Genomic DNA, 16873 nt, shown 5'->3' on the forward strand with positions numbered 1-16873 from the left:
TTATAGTAACTATTTTCTATTAATTATTCTATCATCATATATAATAACTTTATTTCTGCCTTGATGTTTGGCCTCATACATAGCCATATCTGATTCTTTTACACTTTGAAATATTGATGTTTTTGAATTATGCCTATGCTCAGATATACCTATACTAACAGTAATTTTTATATCTTGTTTTTCATAATTAAAAACTTTATTTTCAACAGTTCTTCTAATTCTCTCTCCAACAGTAAATGCTTCATCTTTATTTGTATTAGGACAAATAATAATAAACTCCTCTCCTCCATATCTAAAAGAAATATCACTTCTTCTTAGTATATTATCTGATGATGAAGTTAATAAATGTCCTATTTCATGCAACACCAAATTTCCACAATCATGCCCATATATATCATTTACATTCTTAAAATGATCTAAATCCATAAATATGAGTGATATAGTATATTTATAACGTTTAGCCCTCTCAGCTTCCTCTTCTATAACTTTGTAAAAATATCTTATATTATATAAATTGGTAATATGGTCAATTATTGATTGTTCATTCAATATATCTATTTCTTTTTTTAACTCTTTGATAAATCTATTTTTTTCTATAGATGATTCTAGTTCTATATTATCTATACTAAGTCTTATATTTCTTATTTTTAATTTAATAATAATGTCATACAAAGTATATATATCAATTATACCTATAGGAAAATCTTTATCATCAACAACAACAGCATAATCTAATTTTTTATCCATCATCATATCGAACACATCATTTGTATTGGTATTAAACGGAACTTTTATATAATTTTTAGTAATAAATTTTGATATATTTTGATGAGCCAAACAGTCTATATTCTTTTTTTTCACTTGTTTTGCTAATGCGGTAAAGAGATCATTATATATAACAACACCAAAAATTTTTTTATTTGTATTTAGAACAATAAAGATTTTAGGCGGATTTTTTGATGATATAGAAATTAGATCTTGAAAGGTAGTATTTTTGTATATTATTTTGACATTATCAGCCTTAATGTAATTTATGATATCAACATGCATATAATGAGCCTTTAATCAAAAGAAATATTAATAGTACCAAATTAATTTTAACATAAAGTCATATTTTTTCAATTATTTTTTTAGTTTATTTTGAAGCTGCATTGTGTTTCTCTCCCAGAAGATATTATCAGTATAGCCTTGTATTTCTTTGTTTTCTTTAGCAATTTCTATTCTTTTTTCTGTCCAAGCACAGTATGCTGGGTTTTGCTCTATGCCTGAGTAATTTCTTCCTAATTTTTTGGCTACCACTGAAGTAGTACCGCTTCCCAAAAAAGGATCAAATACAAAATCATTTTCATTAGAACTAGCTAATATTAACTTTGCTATTAACTTTTCCGGCTTTTGTGTAGGGTGTGCTGTGTTTTCTGGCATTGACCAATAGGGGATAGATATATCGTCCCAAAAATTAGACGGACAAGTATCTCTAAAGTTTCCTTCTTCTGTTTCTATCCAATCTTTTGGTTTGCCTTCTATTCTATATGGAGCTATTACATTTCTTCTTATCTTTACTTTATCTATATTAAAAGTATATTTATTTGAAAGAGTAACAAACCATATATCTTCCATTCCATTTTTCCAATTATTTTTTGCACCTCTGCCCTTCTCTCGCTGCCAAGTAATTCTATTTTGTATCTTAAAATATTTCTCTAATACATTTCCTATTACAAGACTTGACTTCCAATCGCAACATACATACATCGTAGCATTTTCTTTTAGCATAGGAATAATACTTTCTACCCATAAATGAGTATATTTCTCATAGCTTAAATTATCTCTGTCTTTAAACTTATATCCATGATAATTTTTTGATATGTTATAAGGCGGATCAACTATCATCAAATCAGCTATATTTTTTTCTATTTTTTTAAATACATTAAAAGTATTTCCGTTTATAGTTTTATTTATAATATCTTTTTTTTTGTATTCTTTTATACTATCATTATCTATAATACATTTACTTAAATAAACTTTTCCTTCTTCTGTATTTATATCAAAATCAATAGTTTTGTTTTTGACAGATTTAATTTTTACATCCATCTACTATTCCCATTCTATAGTAGCAGGCGGTTTTGAAGATATATCATAAACAACGCGGTTAATACCTTTAACTTCATTTATTATTCTGTTTGATATTATACCTAAAACATTATAATCAATCTTAGCCCAATCAGCAGTCATAGCATCAACACTCTCAACACATCTTACAGCACAAACCTGCTCATAAGTACGTCCGTCACCCATAACGCCAACGCTTTTTACAGGAAGAAGTATAGCAAAAGACTGCCATAATTTTCTGTAAAGTCCTGCCTTTTTTATCTCACTTACAACTATATCATCAGCTTCTTGAAGTATTTTTACCCTCTCTTCTGTAATGTCCCCAAGTATTCTAACTGCTAAACCCGGACCGGGGAAAGGTTGCCTATATACTATATCTTCAGGTAATTTTAATTCTAAACCAATCTCTCTCACTTCATCTTTGAATAATTCTCTAAATGGTTCTAAAAGTTCAAATTTCATGTCCTTTGGAAGTCCGCCTACATTATGATGACTTTTTATAACCGCAGAGCTTCCCCTTAATGATACACTCTCTATTACATCAGGATAAAGTGTTCCCTGTGCTAAAAAGCCTACATTTTCTATCTTTTTAGCTTCATCATTAAATACGCTTACAAACTCATGTCCTATTATCTTTCTTTTTTGTTCAGGGTCAGTAACTCCAGACAATTTATCTAAGAATCTCTTTGAAGCATCAACATAAATTAAATCAATATTAAAATTATCTCTAAATACTTCAACGACCTTTTTATCTTCATCTTTTCTCAATAGTCCATTATTAACAAATATACATTTTAATTGCTTGCCTATTGCTTTTTCTATTAATACAGCAGCTACAGAAGAATCGACCCCTCCAGAAAGCCCTAATATTACATTTTTATCTCCTACAGTTTCTTTTATTCTTTTTATTTCATATTCTATAAAAGAGCCCATATTCCAATTTCTTTCGCACTTACAAATATTAAATAAGAAATTTTCTATGATTTTTATACCGTTTTCTGTATGAACCACCTCAGGGTGAAACTGTATAGCATAAATATTTTTCTTTTTATTTTCTATAGCAGCTAACTCTGTATTTGGAGTTTTTGCTATAAGTTCGAAACCTTCTGGAATAGATTTTATACTATCCCCATGACTCATCCACACTACATTGCTTTTACCGAATGATTTAAATATGCTTTCATGATTAGTTATTTCTATTTCAGCTTTTCCGTATTCTCTTTTGTCGGCACTTTCAACTTTTCCGCCCATAGAATAAACTATTATCTGCATTCCATAACATATTCCAAGTATAGGCACTCCCAACTCAAATAACTTTTTATCAACTTTAGGAGCATCTTCTTCATACACACTTGAAGGACCTCCTGAAAGTATTATTGCTTTTGGGTTAAACTCTTTTATAAAATCTATGGAAACATGAAATTGGTGAATCTCTGAATAAACATTTAATTCTCTTATTCTTCTTGTAATAAGTTGCGTAAACTGTGAGCCGAAATCTAGTATTAAAACTTTATCAATATTGTTTTGCATATTTTTCCTCTTTAAAATAAAAACATGATTTATGATTCATTAAGATTAATTAAACAATATTATATTAAAACAATAAAATTTCAATTAATAGTTATCATAATATATAGATTTTTAAATACGCACGGTAAGCAGATTTTTTGTTTAATAAAAATTATTTTATTTGTAACGTATTTATTTTTATAGTAAGTTAAGCGTGCGTTAATTATATTTTTAAATAAAAAAACACTAGGGTGGGTGCCATAATTCATATTGAAATAATAAATATAATTAAAACTAAAAATTCAAAATTAAGCATTAAATATTGAGGGCGGGGAGCGTAAATAAAATTTAAAATCTATTTACATTCCCCGCCCTTTATGATTTTTTGTTTATATTTGAATTTTTTATTTTGTTTATCTTTTATACTCACACAGAAAAAGCACTCCCGCCCAAGCTTTTTAAAACTTAAAAACTTATATAAAAACAATATATGCATAAAGCAATTCATATCATACCAACTATAAATGTCATGGAGCCATAGATATTGTACTTTTACTTGCTATAATATTTTTGATTCTTTCTTTGATTGTAATATACAATAACGAAGAAATCAATCTTTGATTGTTATAAAAATGTGTATATTCTTTTAATTTTTCTCTCAATAATTCTACAGTTATATTTTTATTTAATCGTGAATAAAATTCTCTTTCGTCTATACCGTGTACTCTTTCTACTACGCCATTGTATCTTGGTGTTGCTACAGGAATATATCTCCTCTCTAATTTATTTTTTAAGCAGTATTCATCAAAAATATTTATTTTAGAAGTATTAATACAGCGATAAGTATATTCTAATCCATTGTCTGTTTGTATAGCTTGTATCTTAAAAGGTGAAGTTTTTAAGACATATTTTAAGAAAGATAAAGCACTATAAGGTGTTTTATCTTCATAGATTTCTCTCCAACTATAACGAGTAGCTAAATCTACAGCAGTGAATTGATAAACTGTTTTTCTGCCTAATTTGATATATTTAGTGTCTATTTGAACTATTTTGCCTTCTTTTTGTATTTTAGAGACAAATTTTCGTTTATCATATCGCTTCTTTTTCTTTTTTGTTTTATATCTCCAAAGATTATTTCTTTTTAGTACATTCTCTATAGCTGTAACACCTATCTTAATGCCTTCACGGTTCAAATATGCTTTAATATAATGTTTTCCCCTATACTCTTCAGTATAGAGTTTAATAATTAAATTAATAGCTTCTTGATTATTAAAGATATTTGGAGAAGTTTTTGGCTTAGTACTAAAATTAGCGACAGTTCCAGTGTCTTTATATTTTTTAAGCCAAGCATAAAAAGTAGATTTGGGTATTTCTTCTATCTTTAGAAATCTTTTAATATTTTTAGTTTCTAATGCTTCATCCACTATAAATAATTTAAATTCTGTGCTATAATCTTTTTTCATAGTAGCATCCTTTTTATTTGTTTTATGTTCAAAATATTATAACAAGGATACTGCTTTTTTTATACTAAAAAATGTCCAATATCTCACACTCCTAAACACATCGCTATTTTTTATATAAAAGCATAAATAATTTTTGAAATTTATTTTTTTAATAAGAATTTTCAATTATTTTTTGTATTTTTGATATTATATTAAATAAAAATAACCTGCACTAAAAACATATATATAACCGTACCTAAACCTATACTAATAAGCACATTTCTTTTAATAATTTGAAAAACAGCTACTAAAATTATAGAGATTATTTCAGGCAAGCCATATGGAAATTTTATTATATTTATATCTTTTATGCAATATATTACAAGCAACGCTATCATAGAATATGGCAATATTCTACCTAAAAACTGAACATATTTATTTTCAGATAATGATTTATTTATTATAAAAAAAGGTAAAAATCTAAGAAAAGCTGTTCCTATTACAATCATTAAAGCTGTTATTAATATTTCTTTATTATTCATATATTTTTCCATTTTCATTATATTTATAAATAGCACTTATTGATATAAATATTAAAACCATAGCAAGTATTATAAATATATTAGTTTTAAATATTAAAATAGGTATAGAGCATAAAATTCCAATCAAAGCACCTCTATGGTCTTTAGAATCAAGCCATTGTTCTGTAAATATCACCACAAATAAAGCAGTTAAAACAAAATCAAGCCCTTTAGTATTGAAAGTTATAAAAGAGCCTATAAAACATCCAAGCAATGTGCCTATATTCCAATACATATGATCTATAAAAGATACAAAGAAAAGAAAGGCATTTTTATTGATGTTTTTAGGTATATCTGCAGAGCATAATATAGAAAAAGTTTCATCGCTTAAAGTGTATATTAAATAAGGCTTTATAAAACCTGTATTTTTAAACTTTGATACAAGAGATATACCATAAAAAGCAACCCTTGAATTAACTATTAATGTAAGTATAAAAGCGTATAGCGGATTAAAAGGAGCTAAAAATAAATAATTAATAGCCGTATATTGCATGCTTCCGCAATAGGCAAATAAACTTAAAAAAACCGCAAGCCAAGTATCAAACCCTTTAGCTTTCATAAGTATACCATAAGCCATACCCAAAAATATATACCCCACAAGAACAGGCACAGTAAAAGGAAAAGCATATTTTAATGCTGAAATTAAATCATATTTTTTGATATTCATATTATAACTTCGATTTTATATTTTTCACTTTGTTTTCATCTGTATATTTTTGGCTAAACTCTACAGGTCTTAATGCTGCCCCCATAAATACATTTTCATTTCTATATTGCATCACACTTTCAACTGTTTTGTTTGCTGTCATATGATATTCATTAGCCTTAACAGTATCTTTTACATATTCAATGTTTCTTTCATTTATTCCGCTTCCGGGCATTATTATTATTTTGTTATTATATTTTTCAACTAATTCTTTTAATTTTATTATACCGCTCATAACATTAGATTCACCGCCTGAAGTAAGTATTCTCTCAAACCCAAGCGATATAATATCTTCGCATGCTTTATTTAAATCAGAACTTACATCTATTGCCCTATGAAATGTTGCCTTACTGCTACCCCATAAATCTAATAAGTCACCGCATCTTTTTTTATCAACTTTCCCATCTTTCGTGAGTATACCAAACACTATGCCGTCAATTTTTAATTCTTTCATGAGTTTTATTTCTCTTTTCATTATTTCAAACTCAATATCATTGTAGCAGAAATCCCCTCCCCTAGGACGCACCATTGCATATATTGGTATGTTTATTTTTTCTCTTGCTAATTCTAAAACACAGTAACTAGGAGTTGTGCCTCCCTCAAACATGTTCCCGCAAAGTTCAAGCCTATCAGCTCCGCCTTTTTCAGCACTTATACAAGACTCTGCACTATCTACGCATATTTCTATTTTTTTATTCATATAATGATGCCTCTAAAAACATTAATTAAAACATATAGATTATACTAGAAAATTCCTAATTGTCAAGAGCTATAATATAACTATTAATTAAAGCCTTATTTAAACAAAGAATATTTATTAATTATTTTGATGAATTAATAATAAATAATCAAAACTTTACTTTTATAGTTATTTTTCGTATAATAATATTATGAGTAGCAGAGATATTAATGTTTTAAATGATTATTTTGTGAGATATTTATTCTCATCTCAAGACAGCAATTTAATATTACTTGACTTTATTAATTCTATAATGCTTGACTCTAATATGAAAATTTTTAGAGCAGTAGAAATTTTAAATCCATTCAATTATAAAGAGAATTATGAGGATAAAGAAACTATAGTTGATGTTAAATGCATTACTCAAAATGGCTCAGTTGTTATTATAGAGATTCAATTACAAGGCAATTCAAAGTTTCCAGAGAGAATATTATATTATTGGGCTTCTAATTATAATAAGTTATTAAAACATGGTGAAAAATATGATGCTCTAACTCCTGTAATAAATATCAATTTGCTTAATTTCAATTTAGATGATAATGACTCTATACATTCTTGTTATATGATATATGATACTAATAGTAAAAGATTACTTACCGACCACTTACAAATACATATAATAGAATTAAAAAAGTTTAAATATAATTTATTAGAACCAGATTTAAACTGTTGGCTCACATTTTTTACAATGAAAGAAAAAGATAATAAGGAGGTTATAATGTCAGAATTAGTAAAAGAAAAACCAATAATGGAAGAAGTACAGAAAAGATATAACAACTTTATTAAAGACAGATTAATGATGAATGAATATGATAAAAGACAGGCTTATCTATACGGCAATCAAATAATGCTTGAAGAAGAAAGAAGATTAGGTATAGAGCAAGGTATAGAGCAAGGTATAGAGCAAGGTATAGAGCAAGGTATAGAACAAGGTATAGAACAAGGCATAGAACAAGGCATAAAAAAAGAACAAATAAATATAGCCAGAGAAATGAAAAAAGAGAATATGGATATAAAACTCATAAATAAATTAACAGGCTTGAGTATAGAAGAAATAGAAAATTTATAAATCATTGCCGCCATCAAAAGAATACAAATGCCGACATTGAATATAAATTTTTAGCCCCGAACAACACCCTAAAAAATCACAATCCTAACTCCCTTAACTCTTCAGCTATTCTAGAGCATTTTTCAGCTTCAGATTCTCTTTTTAGGACATGTAAGGTACTACTCTTCTCAAAATAAAGCTCACTGCGCTAGGCTTTAACTTTATAGCCTTGTCATAACATTTTATAGCTAAGTTATAATATTTTTCTTTGTCAGATTTAGAATATTGATGAGAGAAATATTTATTAGCGAATTGACTATAAGCATCAGCTTTGCCTTTATAGGTTTCTGCATCATTAGGATTTAATTCTATAGCCTTGTCATAACATTCTATAGCTAAGTTATAATATTTTTCTTTGTCAGATTTAGAATATTGATGAGAGAAATATTTATTAGCGAATTGACTATAAGCATCAGCTTTGCCTTTATAGGTTTCTGCATCATTAGGATTTAATTCTATAGCCTTGTCATAACATTCTATAGCTAAGTTATAATATTTTTCTTTGTCAGATTTAGAATATTGATGAGAGAAATATTTATTAGCGAATTGACTATAAGCATCAGCTTTGCCTTTATAGGTTTCTGCATCATTAGGATTTAATTCTATAGCCTTGTCATAACATTCTATAGCTAAGTTATAATATTTTTCGTCACTATAACTATAACTATTATCAGCTAATTTATAATAAGTATCAGCTTTACCTTTATAAGTTTCTGCATCATTAGGATTTAACTCTATCATCTTGTCATAGCATTCTATAGCTAAGTTATAATATTTTCCTTTGTCAGAACTATAATCAGATTTATCAGCTAATTGATTTAAAAAGTCTATTTTCTCTCGGTAAGTTTCTATATTTGTTGGATTAGCTTCTATCATCTTGTTATAGCATTCTATAGCTAAGTTATAATATTTTTCTAAGTTATAATATTTTTCTAAGTTATAATATTTTTCTTTGTTATTATTGTTTTTACTATTACTATATATACTATTACTATATATACTATATAATATTTTGTATATATTAGCTTTACCTTTATAGGCTTCTGCATAATTAGGATTTAATTCTATAGCCTTATCATAATATTTTATAGCTAAGTTATAATATGTTTCTTTGTCAGACTTAATATAAGCTAATTGATAATAAATATCAGCTTTTCCTTTATAGGCTTCTGCATCATTAGGATTTAATTCTATAGCCTTATCATAATATTTTATAGCTAAGTTATAATATGTTTCTTTGTCAGACTTAATATAAGCTAATTGATAATAAATATCAGCTTTTCCTTTATAGGCTTCTGCATCTGACAGATTTAACTCTATAACATTGTCATAGCATTCTATAGCTAAGTCATAATATTTTTTTTATTACTATCATTTTCATTGGCTAATGTTCTGTATATTTCTGCTTTGCCTTTATAGGCCTCTATAGGGCTTAATTTCATCATCTTGTCATAACATTCTATAGCTGCTTTACTATTGCCTATGCTTTTGGCAAATTCTATTTTCTCTCTGTAGCTTTCTATATTTTGATTATTTGCCTCTATAATTTTATCATACCATTCCATAACTAAATAATTTTCTCCTTTGCTTTTTAATAAATTAATTTGTTCTTTAAGGCTTTTTATATCTGATTTATTATCTTCTTCTTCTCTTTTATTAGAATTAACATCTATTTTGTTTTCATCTAATATATTTAAGGCTTTTTGATAAAGTTCATCTCTGCTTAAAGATTCATTATTTTTTTCTATATTGTTATATAATGATAATGCTTCATCATATTTGTTTAGCAAAATCAAAGCTATTATTTTATAAGCATAAAAAACTTTATTATTCTTTTCAAGCTTTAAAATATTATTGCAGTAATTCAAAATATCTTCAGCATTTTTATTATCTATAAATGATAATGCCTTATTAAAATTATCAATAGCCTTGTCAAAAAGAGATAATTTATATAATGTCATACCTATTATATAATAATCTCTTGCATTATTTTTTTCTTTATAATTTTTTAAAGCTTCATCATAATATTTAATAGCTTCTTTATAATTATTTTTTATCTCATAAATCTCGCCCAAAAAATAATACATATCATATTTATTAAAATTGTTTGTGCTTTTAAAACTTTCTAATGCTTCATCATATTTTTTTAAATTGTATAAACAAAGTCCTTTATAATGATATGCATTACTGTTTTTATCATCAATTTTTAAATATAAATCCATTACTTCTATTGATTCATTATATTTTTTAAGTTCAAATAAAATTAGAGCTTTATTATAATAAGAATCAGTATCTTTATCGTTAATCTCTATTGCTTTATCAAAACATACTATAGCTTCATTATAATTTTCTATATTTTTTAATAAAGAGCCCTTAAAATAATATGACTTATAATATTTTTCATCTAATGAAACAGCTTTATCAGCACAATTTATAGCCTCTTTATGCCTTCCAAGTTCAAAAAATGTCTCTGCTTTATCATAATAATATTTTATTTCTTTTTGTAAGTTCTCATTATAGTTTATTTTATCCAAACAGTATTCTTCATAGTATGCATTATAATTTTTATCTAAACTTTTTACTTTATTATAATATTCTAATGCCTTTTTATAATCATCTTCTTTTGAAGTTTTATCCGCTTGTTTTCTATATTCATCAGCAATAATGTATAATGCTTTTATATTATTAGAATCAATATTTAATATTTCATTACAGCAATTAATAATTTCTTCCTGTCTGCCGACTAAACTCTCTAAATATTCTATTTTTTTATAATAGCTTTCTAAATTATTTTTATTCAAATTAATTATATCATCATAGCATTTAATAACATCTTCTTCTCTGTTGCCCAAGCTCTGTAAATACCACAATTTTTTATAGTATCGCTCTGCATTATTTTTATCCAATTCTATTATATCATCAAAACATTTTATTATATTATCCTGCCTATTTCCTAAACTCTCTAAATATTCTATCTTTTTATAATAACTTTCTAAATTGTTCTTATCCAAATTAATTATATCATCATAGCATTTTATTATATCATCAGCATTTACTTCATTACCTTTCTTTAAAATATCTAATTTCAAAAGTTTTAAATTTATATCATTCGCATCAATTTCTATTGCCTTATTACAGTCTTCTATTGCATAGCTTGGCATTGATAAACTATTATATATTTCTGCTCTTTCTTTATAGAGATTTTTTTTATTTTCTTTGTTATAGCTTTTATCTGTTTTTTCTACTTCCTTTATTTGATTATCTAGTGAAATAATTCTATCTAACAACTCATCATTAATATTTTCATTATCAGCAAATTTATTAAAATATTCGTTTTCTGTAAGTTTTATATTTTCAGCAAATGTTTTAACTTCATAAAAATCATCAGCACTTAAATCAGGCATAACATTAACCATAGGATTAAGCTCCATACTTTTTTTCATTATATCATTTATTTTATCATTAAAAGAGTTTATTTTGCTGTTTATATCTGTGATAATATTATCAATCTTTTTATTAGAAGTTAAAGCATTATCCAAAAAGTGAATAAAGTTTTCTATATTATTTTTAGCTTCCTCTTTAAAATCTTCTTTTACTTCATTTAAGTTTATATTGAGATTTTCTTTTATTTTGTTAATTTCTTTTTTTAGAAAGTATATTTTGATGTCAGCCATAATATTCAAATCCTATATAATATTTTGCTATTATATATTTATTTTCATATAAAATCTATATTTTAATCAAAATAAAAATAAAGAAAAAATTAATTTGAAAAGCTTTTAAATTGTTATAAAAAAGAGCCTCTATATAATAATATATAAAAGCCCTTAATATTTTACTCTTTTTTTAATAATTCGCCTACTATCTCATCGAGTTCTTCAGGCTTTACTCTAGGGTCATAACGCCCAACTATATTACCTTGTCTATCTATTAGAAACTTACCGAAATTCCATCTTATTTTATCAACACCCTCTTCGGTTGGTTTTTCGGTTCTCAAATAAGTAAATAAAGGATCAGCATTTTTGCTATTAACTTTTACTTTGTCAAACAACTTAAAAGTAATGCCGTATTTTTCTTTTCTAAACTCAGCAATCTCTTCAATAGGCTCTTTTGCCTGTCCGCCGAATTGATTGCAAGGAAAGTCTAATATTTCAAAACCATCCTTTTTATATTTTTTGTATAAATCCTGCAACGCAGAATATTGTTTAGTAAACCCACATTTAGTGGCACTATTAATTATAAGCAAAACTTTTCCCTCGTATTTTTTTAATTTTACATCTTTGCCTTCAGCATCTTTTACTGTATAGTCATATATACTCATCTCTTAAACTCCTTATTAAAAAAAAGCATACCTTTAAAATAAAGATATGCTTAATTTATACAAAATATTTTTAATTATAAAAGCTCTTTAGCTGCTTTTATAACTGATTCATAATCAGGTTCATTAGTAATTTCTGGAACATACTGTACATATTTTACAACATTGTTTTTATCAAGTACAAATACAGCACGAGTAAGAAGTTTTAATTCTTTTATTAAAGTACCAAATTTCTTACCAAAATCTCTTTCAGCATAATCTGATAATACTATATGTGAATTAGCATTAGCAGCAGCACACCATCTTGCCTGAGCGAAAGGTAAATCTAAAGAAACTGTTACAACTGTTACGCCTTTTAAAGAAGAAGCTTCTTTATTAAATCTTTTAGTTTGTATATCACATACAGGAGTATCCAAAGATGGTACAGAAGAAATAATTTTTACTGTATCTCCAGCATCTTTTAAAGACCATGGACTTAAATCTGTTTTAACTCCAGTAAAATCAGGAGCTTTAGCACCTTCTACTAATGCAACACCTTCTAAATGAACTTCGCCGCCTTGAAATGTTATTTTCATTTTTATCTCCTTCATATTAAAATCAAAATAATATAATATTTATATTATTTAAAAAATATATATCGTTAAATAAATAAAGTCAATAGATAGAAGCAAATTTTTTAGAATATTCTAACATTTATTAATGTTTGATAATGCTTCTCTAGCAACTTCCTTATCATCAAAATGAATAGTTTTATCTGGGAATATCTGATAGGTTTCATGACCTTTTCCTGCTATTATTACTATATCATTCTCTTTTGCTTCTTTAATAGCCTCAAATATAGCTTCTTTTCTGTCTATTATCTTTTTATAATTAGAATTGGTAAAACCCTTTTCTATATCAGACATTATTTGCTCTATACTTTCAGTTCTTTGGTTATCTGTAGTTAATATAGATATATCAGCATATTTCTCTGCAATAGAAGCCATTATGGGACGTTTTTTTCTATCTCTGTCGCCTCCGCATCCAAATACTACTATCACCCTATTAGGTTTTAATTTTCTAGATTCAACTAATATATTTTCTAAACTGTCTGGAGTATGCGAATAATCAACAGCAACAATAAAAGGACATTTTTCACTGCTCACTATTTCAAACCTTCCAGAAACCTGAACCCTTTTAAGAGATTTTATTACTTTTTCTATATCTAATTTATATTCATATGCATAAGCTAACACAGATAGAGAATTAACCACATTAAACTCTCCCAAAAGAGATAGTTTTACTTTTGATATAAACTTTCCTTTAGCATAAAACTCATATTCGCTATATTTAGAGTTTAAAGTTATAATCTTTGCATAATAGTCTGCTTTTTCATTTAAACCATAAGTAACCATTTTTAAATCTAATTTTTTTATATAATTTTTTATCTCTTTAAAATAATCTGTATTGATGTTTATAATAGCTAATTTTTTCTTTTTAGAGCTTTGTTTAAGCAGAGAAAATAATTTTAATTTAGCCTTCAAATAATTTTTCATATCAATATGATAATCCAAATGGTCTTCTGTGAGGTTTGTAAATATTGCAGCATCATAATTAATATAGTCGCATCTGTCCATAGCAAGAGCTTGAGAAGAAGCTTCCATTACAATATGAGAAACATTTTTTTTATACGCCTTATCAAAGATATTCTCTAAATCTATAGATTCAGGGGTTGTAAGATTAGTTTTTATTTCTGATTTGCCTATCATGTTTTTTATAGTTCCTATTAGAGCGGTTTTATTTTTGTTGCTCTCTAAAGCTGCTTTTAATAAATAGCTTGTAGTAGTTTTTCCGTTAGTTCCTGTTATTGCTATAGAATGCATTTTTTTTGTAGGCTCATCATAGAGTTTAGAAGCTATATATGCTAAAGTTTCTCTTGGATTTTTACTTCCTACAAAACAAACATTTTTATATTTTTCTTTTAGATTGTTAATAAAACTTTTATCTGCAGCAATGTCATAAATAATAATACTTGCTTTATTTTTAATAGCACTTTCTATATATTTATGCCCATCATCTTTTAAGCCTTTAATAGCAACAAATATATAATTTTTTTTTATAAGTTTTGAATTATAAGCAATAGATTTTATTTCTAATTTTAAGCTTTCTTTTGTTATTTCTTTAGTATTTAAATTATCATATCCTTTTATAAGATCTTTAAAATATTTCATTTTTATTTACCCAAATTATTTTTATTATTAATTAAAAAACTTTATAAATAGTAAAATATTATTTATCAGATTCTATTTTTAAATATATTATATCATCTTCATTTCCAGCAGAACTAAAACCATTGATTATAGCTGTTTCTATAAATCTATTTGGAGAGGATAATTGTGCCTCTTTTGCGGTAAGCACTTTTACTTCTTTTTCTAAAATCTCTATTTGCTTATCTAAATTATGAGCCTCTTGTAAAATTTCATTAGACTTCATATTTCTTATAAAAGTAAGCCCTATAGAAAATATTACAAATATAATAATGACTAAAAATAAAGCCCCAAGACTATATGTTTTTTTCTCTTTTTTTGTTTCTTTATTATTGTCAATAACTTTTTTGCTTTTCATAAAACCTCAAATTAAATTGTTAATTTTGCAACTCTAAGTTTAGCACTTCTACTTGCTGGATTTAATTTTATTTCTTCATTTGTCGGAGTTATAACCTTAGAATTTAGTAATTTAAATATGCCATCTTTATTTTTAGTTTTTTCATTGTCTTTAAAAAATCTCTTAACTATTCTATCTTCCAAAGAATGATAACTCATTATAGCAGCAACTCCTCCGTTTTTTAAAATTTTGCTAATATTTGAAATTGATTTTTCTAATATATTAAGCTCATCATTTACCTCTATTCTTATAGCCTGAAATACTAATGTTGCAGGGTGAATCTTACCAAACCTCTTTGCTTTATCTGTATGATAAAATATAATATTTTCTAATTCTTTGGAAGTTTCTATAGTTTTTTTCTTTCTTTCATTTATTATAATGTTTGCAATTTTTGAAGCATTATGCAACTCTGCGTATTCTCTAAAAACTCTCTCAAGCTCTTTTTCTGAATAGCTATTAATAACATCATAAGCACTTTTACTATTAATACCAAGACGCATATCAAGTTTAACATCATCTTTAAAAGAAAACCCTCTATTAGCCTTTTTGAAATGAAACATAGAAACGCCAAGGTCATAAAGCATAAAATCAACATTGCCAATAACATTTTCATCAAGCTCTTCTATCATCTTATCATAAGTGTTGTTATAGTAGTGAAACTTCTTATAATCTTTAAGCCTCTCTTTAGCAACTTCAAGTATTTTATCATCTCTTTCAAAGCTATGAACTTCAAGATTCAAATCAAGCATTGCCTTAGTATGTCCGCCCTCGCCTAATGTAGCGTCCACTGCAATATTGGCATTTTCTGGTATAAAACTTAAAATCTCTTTAAGCATTACAGGTGTATGAACTATATTATTATCCATATCATATACTATCGGTATAAGCTATTATAAAAAACAATATAACTAATTTAATATTAAGATATATACTAAAAATTTAGTTTTTATATTTTTATTGTTTGTGGTGGCTTTGCCCCACACCCCACTTCTTTTACGACCGAAGGAAGTGCCTGTGGTATTGGTATAAAAGAAGCAAAAAAACTGCATTTTTTACCAATTTTATAGCATTAAATTATATTAAACATATAAAGTAAAAATATTTATAAATGATGATTTAGTGAGAGATTATGACTTTAGATATTTGATAAAAAGAGATAATGTATATTATATAGACTTAATTATCCTTTTGAAAAATCGTATGGACTAGATTTTTATTTTTATAGATACAGAGTATTTACACCAAAAATTGGAAAATACACATTTAAATCAGAAGTTACAGATTTTGATAATAAAACAGTAATACTTACAATAACTATTAATTTCTATTAATTATATTTTTATGTCATGGAGCCATAGATATTGTACTTTTACTTGCTATAATATTTTTGATTCTTTCTTTGATTGTAATATAACCTAACGAAGAAATCAATCTTTGATTGTTATAAAAATGTGTATATTCTTTTAATTTTTCTCTTAATAATTCTACTGTGATATTTTTATTTAATCGTGAATAAAATTCTCTTTCGTCTATGCCGTGTACTCTTTCTACTACGCCGTTATATCTTGGTGTTGCTACAGGAATATATCTTCGTTCTAATTTATTTTTAAGACAATATTCATCAAAAATATTTATTTTAGGAGTATTAATACAGCGATAAGTATATTCCATACCATTATCGGTCTGTATAGATTGTATCCTAAAAGGTGAAGTTTGTAATA

Annotated in this window: 16 protein-coding genes and 1 pseudogene; 1 reads left to right on the forward strand and 16 read right to left on the reverse strand. The window is 26.1% G+C overall.

From position 1 onward, the window contains the following. Nucleotides 1-9 precede the first annotated feature (9 nt). The 7 genes from EPJ72_RS00710 to EPJ72_RS00740 all read right to left on the reverse strand — a co-directional run bounded on the left by EPJ72_RS00710 (nt 10) and on the right by EPJ72_RS00740 (nt 7044). Nucleotides 10-1050 (reverse strand): diguanylate cyclase, encoded by a 1041-nt coding sequence (locus EPJ72_RS00710; RefSeq protein ID WP_147730357.1) that lies wholly within the window; start codon nt 1048-1050, stop codon nt 10-12. A gap of 72 nt (nt 1051-1122) precedes the next feature. Next, the gene (locus EPJ72_RS00715; protein WP_147730358.1) at nt 1123-2088 is read right to left on the reverse strand and encodes a DNA-methyltransferase; all 966 of its coding nucleotides are present in this window, start codon (nt 2086-2088) and stop codon (nt 1123-1125) included. A gap of 3 nt (nt 2089-2091) precedes the next feature. Further along, the gene (gene guaA, locus EPJ72_RS00720; protein ID WP_147730359.1) at nt 2092-3636 is read right to left on the reverse strand and encodes a glutamine-hydrolyzing GMP synthase; all 1545 of its coding nucleotides are present in this window, start codon (nt 3634-3636) and stop codon (nt 2092-2094) included. Between the two features lie 506 nt (nt 3637-4142). Further along, the gene (locus EPJ72_RS00725) at nt 4143-5078 is read right to left on the reverse strand and encodes a DDE-type integrase/transposase/recombinase (RefSeq protein WP_147730360.1); all 936 of its coding nucleotides are present in this window, start codon (nt 5076-5078) and stop codon (nt 4143-4145) included. A gap of 191 nt (nt 5079-5269) precedes the next feature. After that, the gene (locus EPJ72_RS00730) at nt 5270-5599 is read right to left on the reverse strand and encodes a branched-chain amino acid transporter permease (RefSeq protein WP_147730361.1); all 330 of its coding nucleotides are present in this window, start codon (nt 5597-5599) and stop codon (nt 5270-5272) included. Beyond that, a complete protein-coding gene (locus EPJ72_RS00735; protein ID WP_147730362.1) occupies nt 5592-6305 on the reverse strand; it encodes an AzlC family ABC transporter permease in 714 nt (237 codons plus the stop codon). Before EPJ72_RS00735 ends, EPJ72_RS00730 begins: the two co-directional genes overlap by 8 nt. 1 nt (nt 6306) lies before the next feature. Further along, nucleotides 6307-7044 (reverse strand): copper homeostasis protein CutC, encoded by a 738-nt coding sequence (locus EPJ72_RS00740; protein ID WP_147730363.1) that lies wholly within the window; start codon nt 7042-7044, stop codon nt 6307-6309. A gap of 190 nt (nt 7045-7234) precedes the next feature. On the opposite strand from EPJ72_RS00740, the gene EPJ72_RS00745 reads away from it, so the two are divergent. Next, entirely contained in the window at nt 7235-8152 is a 918-nt protein-coding gene (locus EPJ72_RS00745; RefSeq protein ID WP_147730364.1) for an Rpn family recombination-promoting nuclease/putative transposase, read from the forward strand. Between the two features lie 141 nt (nt 8153-8293). On the opposite strand, the gene EPJ72_RS00750 is transcribed toward EPJ72_RS00745, so the two are convergent. The 9 genes and pseudogenes from EPJ72_RS00750 to EPJ72_RS00795 all read right to left on the reverse strand — a co-directional run. Next, nucleotides 8294-9067 (reverse strand): tetratricopeptide repeat protein, encoded by a 774-nt coding sequence (locus EPJ72_RS00750; protein WP_147730365.1) that lies wholly within the window; start codon nt 9065-9067, stop codon nt 8294-8296. Nucleotides 9068-9250: 183 nt separating this feature from the next. Beyond that, nucleotides 9251-9532: pseudogene (locus EPJ72_RS13685) on the reverse strand (tetratricopeptide repeat protein); the annotation flags it as partial. Between the two features lie 2 nt (nt 9533-9534). Further along, entirely contained in the window at nt 9535-11865 is a 2331-nt protein-coding gene (locus EPJ72_RS00760; RefSeq protein WP_147730366.1) for a tetratricopeptide repeat protein, read from the reverse strand. Between the two features lie 161 nt (nt 11866-12026). Then, complete coding sequence (locus EPJ72_RS00765) at nt 12027-12512, reverse strand: glutathione peroxidase (protein ID WP_147730367.1); 486 nt, start codon at nt 12510-12512, stop codon at nt 12027-12029. A 74-nt stretch (nt 12513-12586) separates the two neighbouring features. Further along, entirely contained in the window at nt 12587-13084 is a 498-nt protein-coding gene (gene tpx, locus EPJ72_RS00770; protein WP_147730368.1) for a thiol peroxidase, read from the reverse strand. 111 nt (nt 13085-13195) lie between these two features. Then, the gene (locus EPJ72_RS00775; RefSeq protein ID WP_147730369.1) at nt 13196-14719 is read right to left on the reverse strand and encodes a UDP-N-acetylmuramoyl-L-alanyl-D-glutamate--2,6-diaminopimelate ligase; all 1524 of its coding nucleotides are present in this window, start codon (nt 14717-14719) and stop codon (nt 13196-13198) included. A gap of 58 nt (nt 14720-14777) precedes the next feature. Beyond that, the gene (locus EPJ72_RS00780; protein WP_147730370.1) at nt 14778-15113 is read right to left on the reverse strand and encodes a septation ring formation regulator EzrA; all 336 of its coding nucleotides are present in this window, start codon (nt 15111-15113) and stop codon (nt 14778-14780) included. Nucleotides 15114-15124: 11 nt separating this feature from the next. Continuing rightward, entirely contained in the window at nt 15125-16018 is an 894-nt protein-coding gene (gene rsmH, locus EPJ72_RS00785) for a 16S rRNA (cytosine(1402)-N(4))-methyltransferase RsmH (protein ID WP_147730371.1), read from the reverse strand. 478 nt (nt 16019-16496) lie between these two features. Next, nucleotides 16497-16873 (reverse strand): integrase core domain-containing protein (locus EPJ72_RS00795; protein WP_147730372.1); only part of this gene is annotated, 377 nt, incomplete at its 5' end.

The sequence above is a fragment of the Brachyspira pilosicoli genome (assembly GCF_008016535.1).
Classification (GTDB): domain Bacteria; phylum Spirochaetota; class Brachyspiria; order Brachyspirales; family Brachyspiraceae; genus Brachyspira; species Brachyspira pilosicoli_A.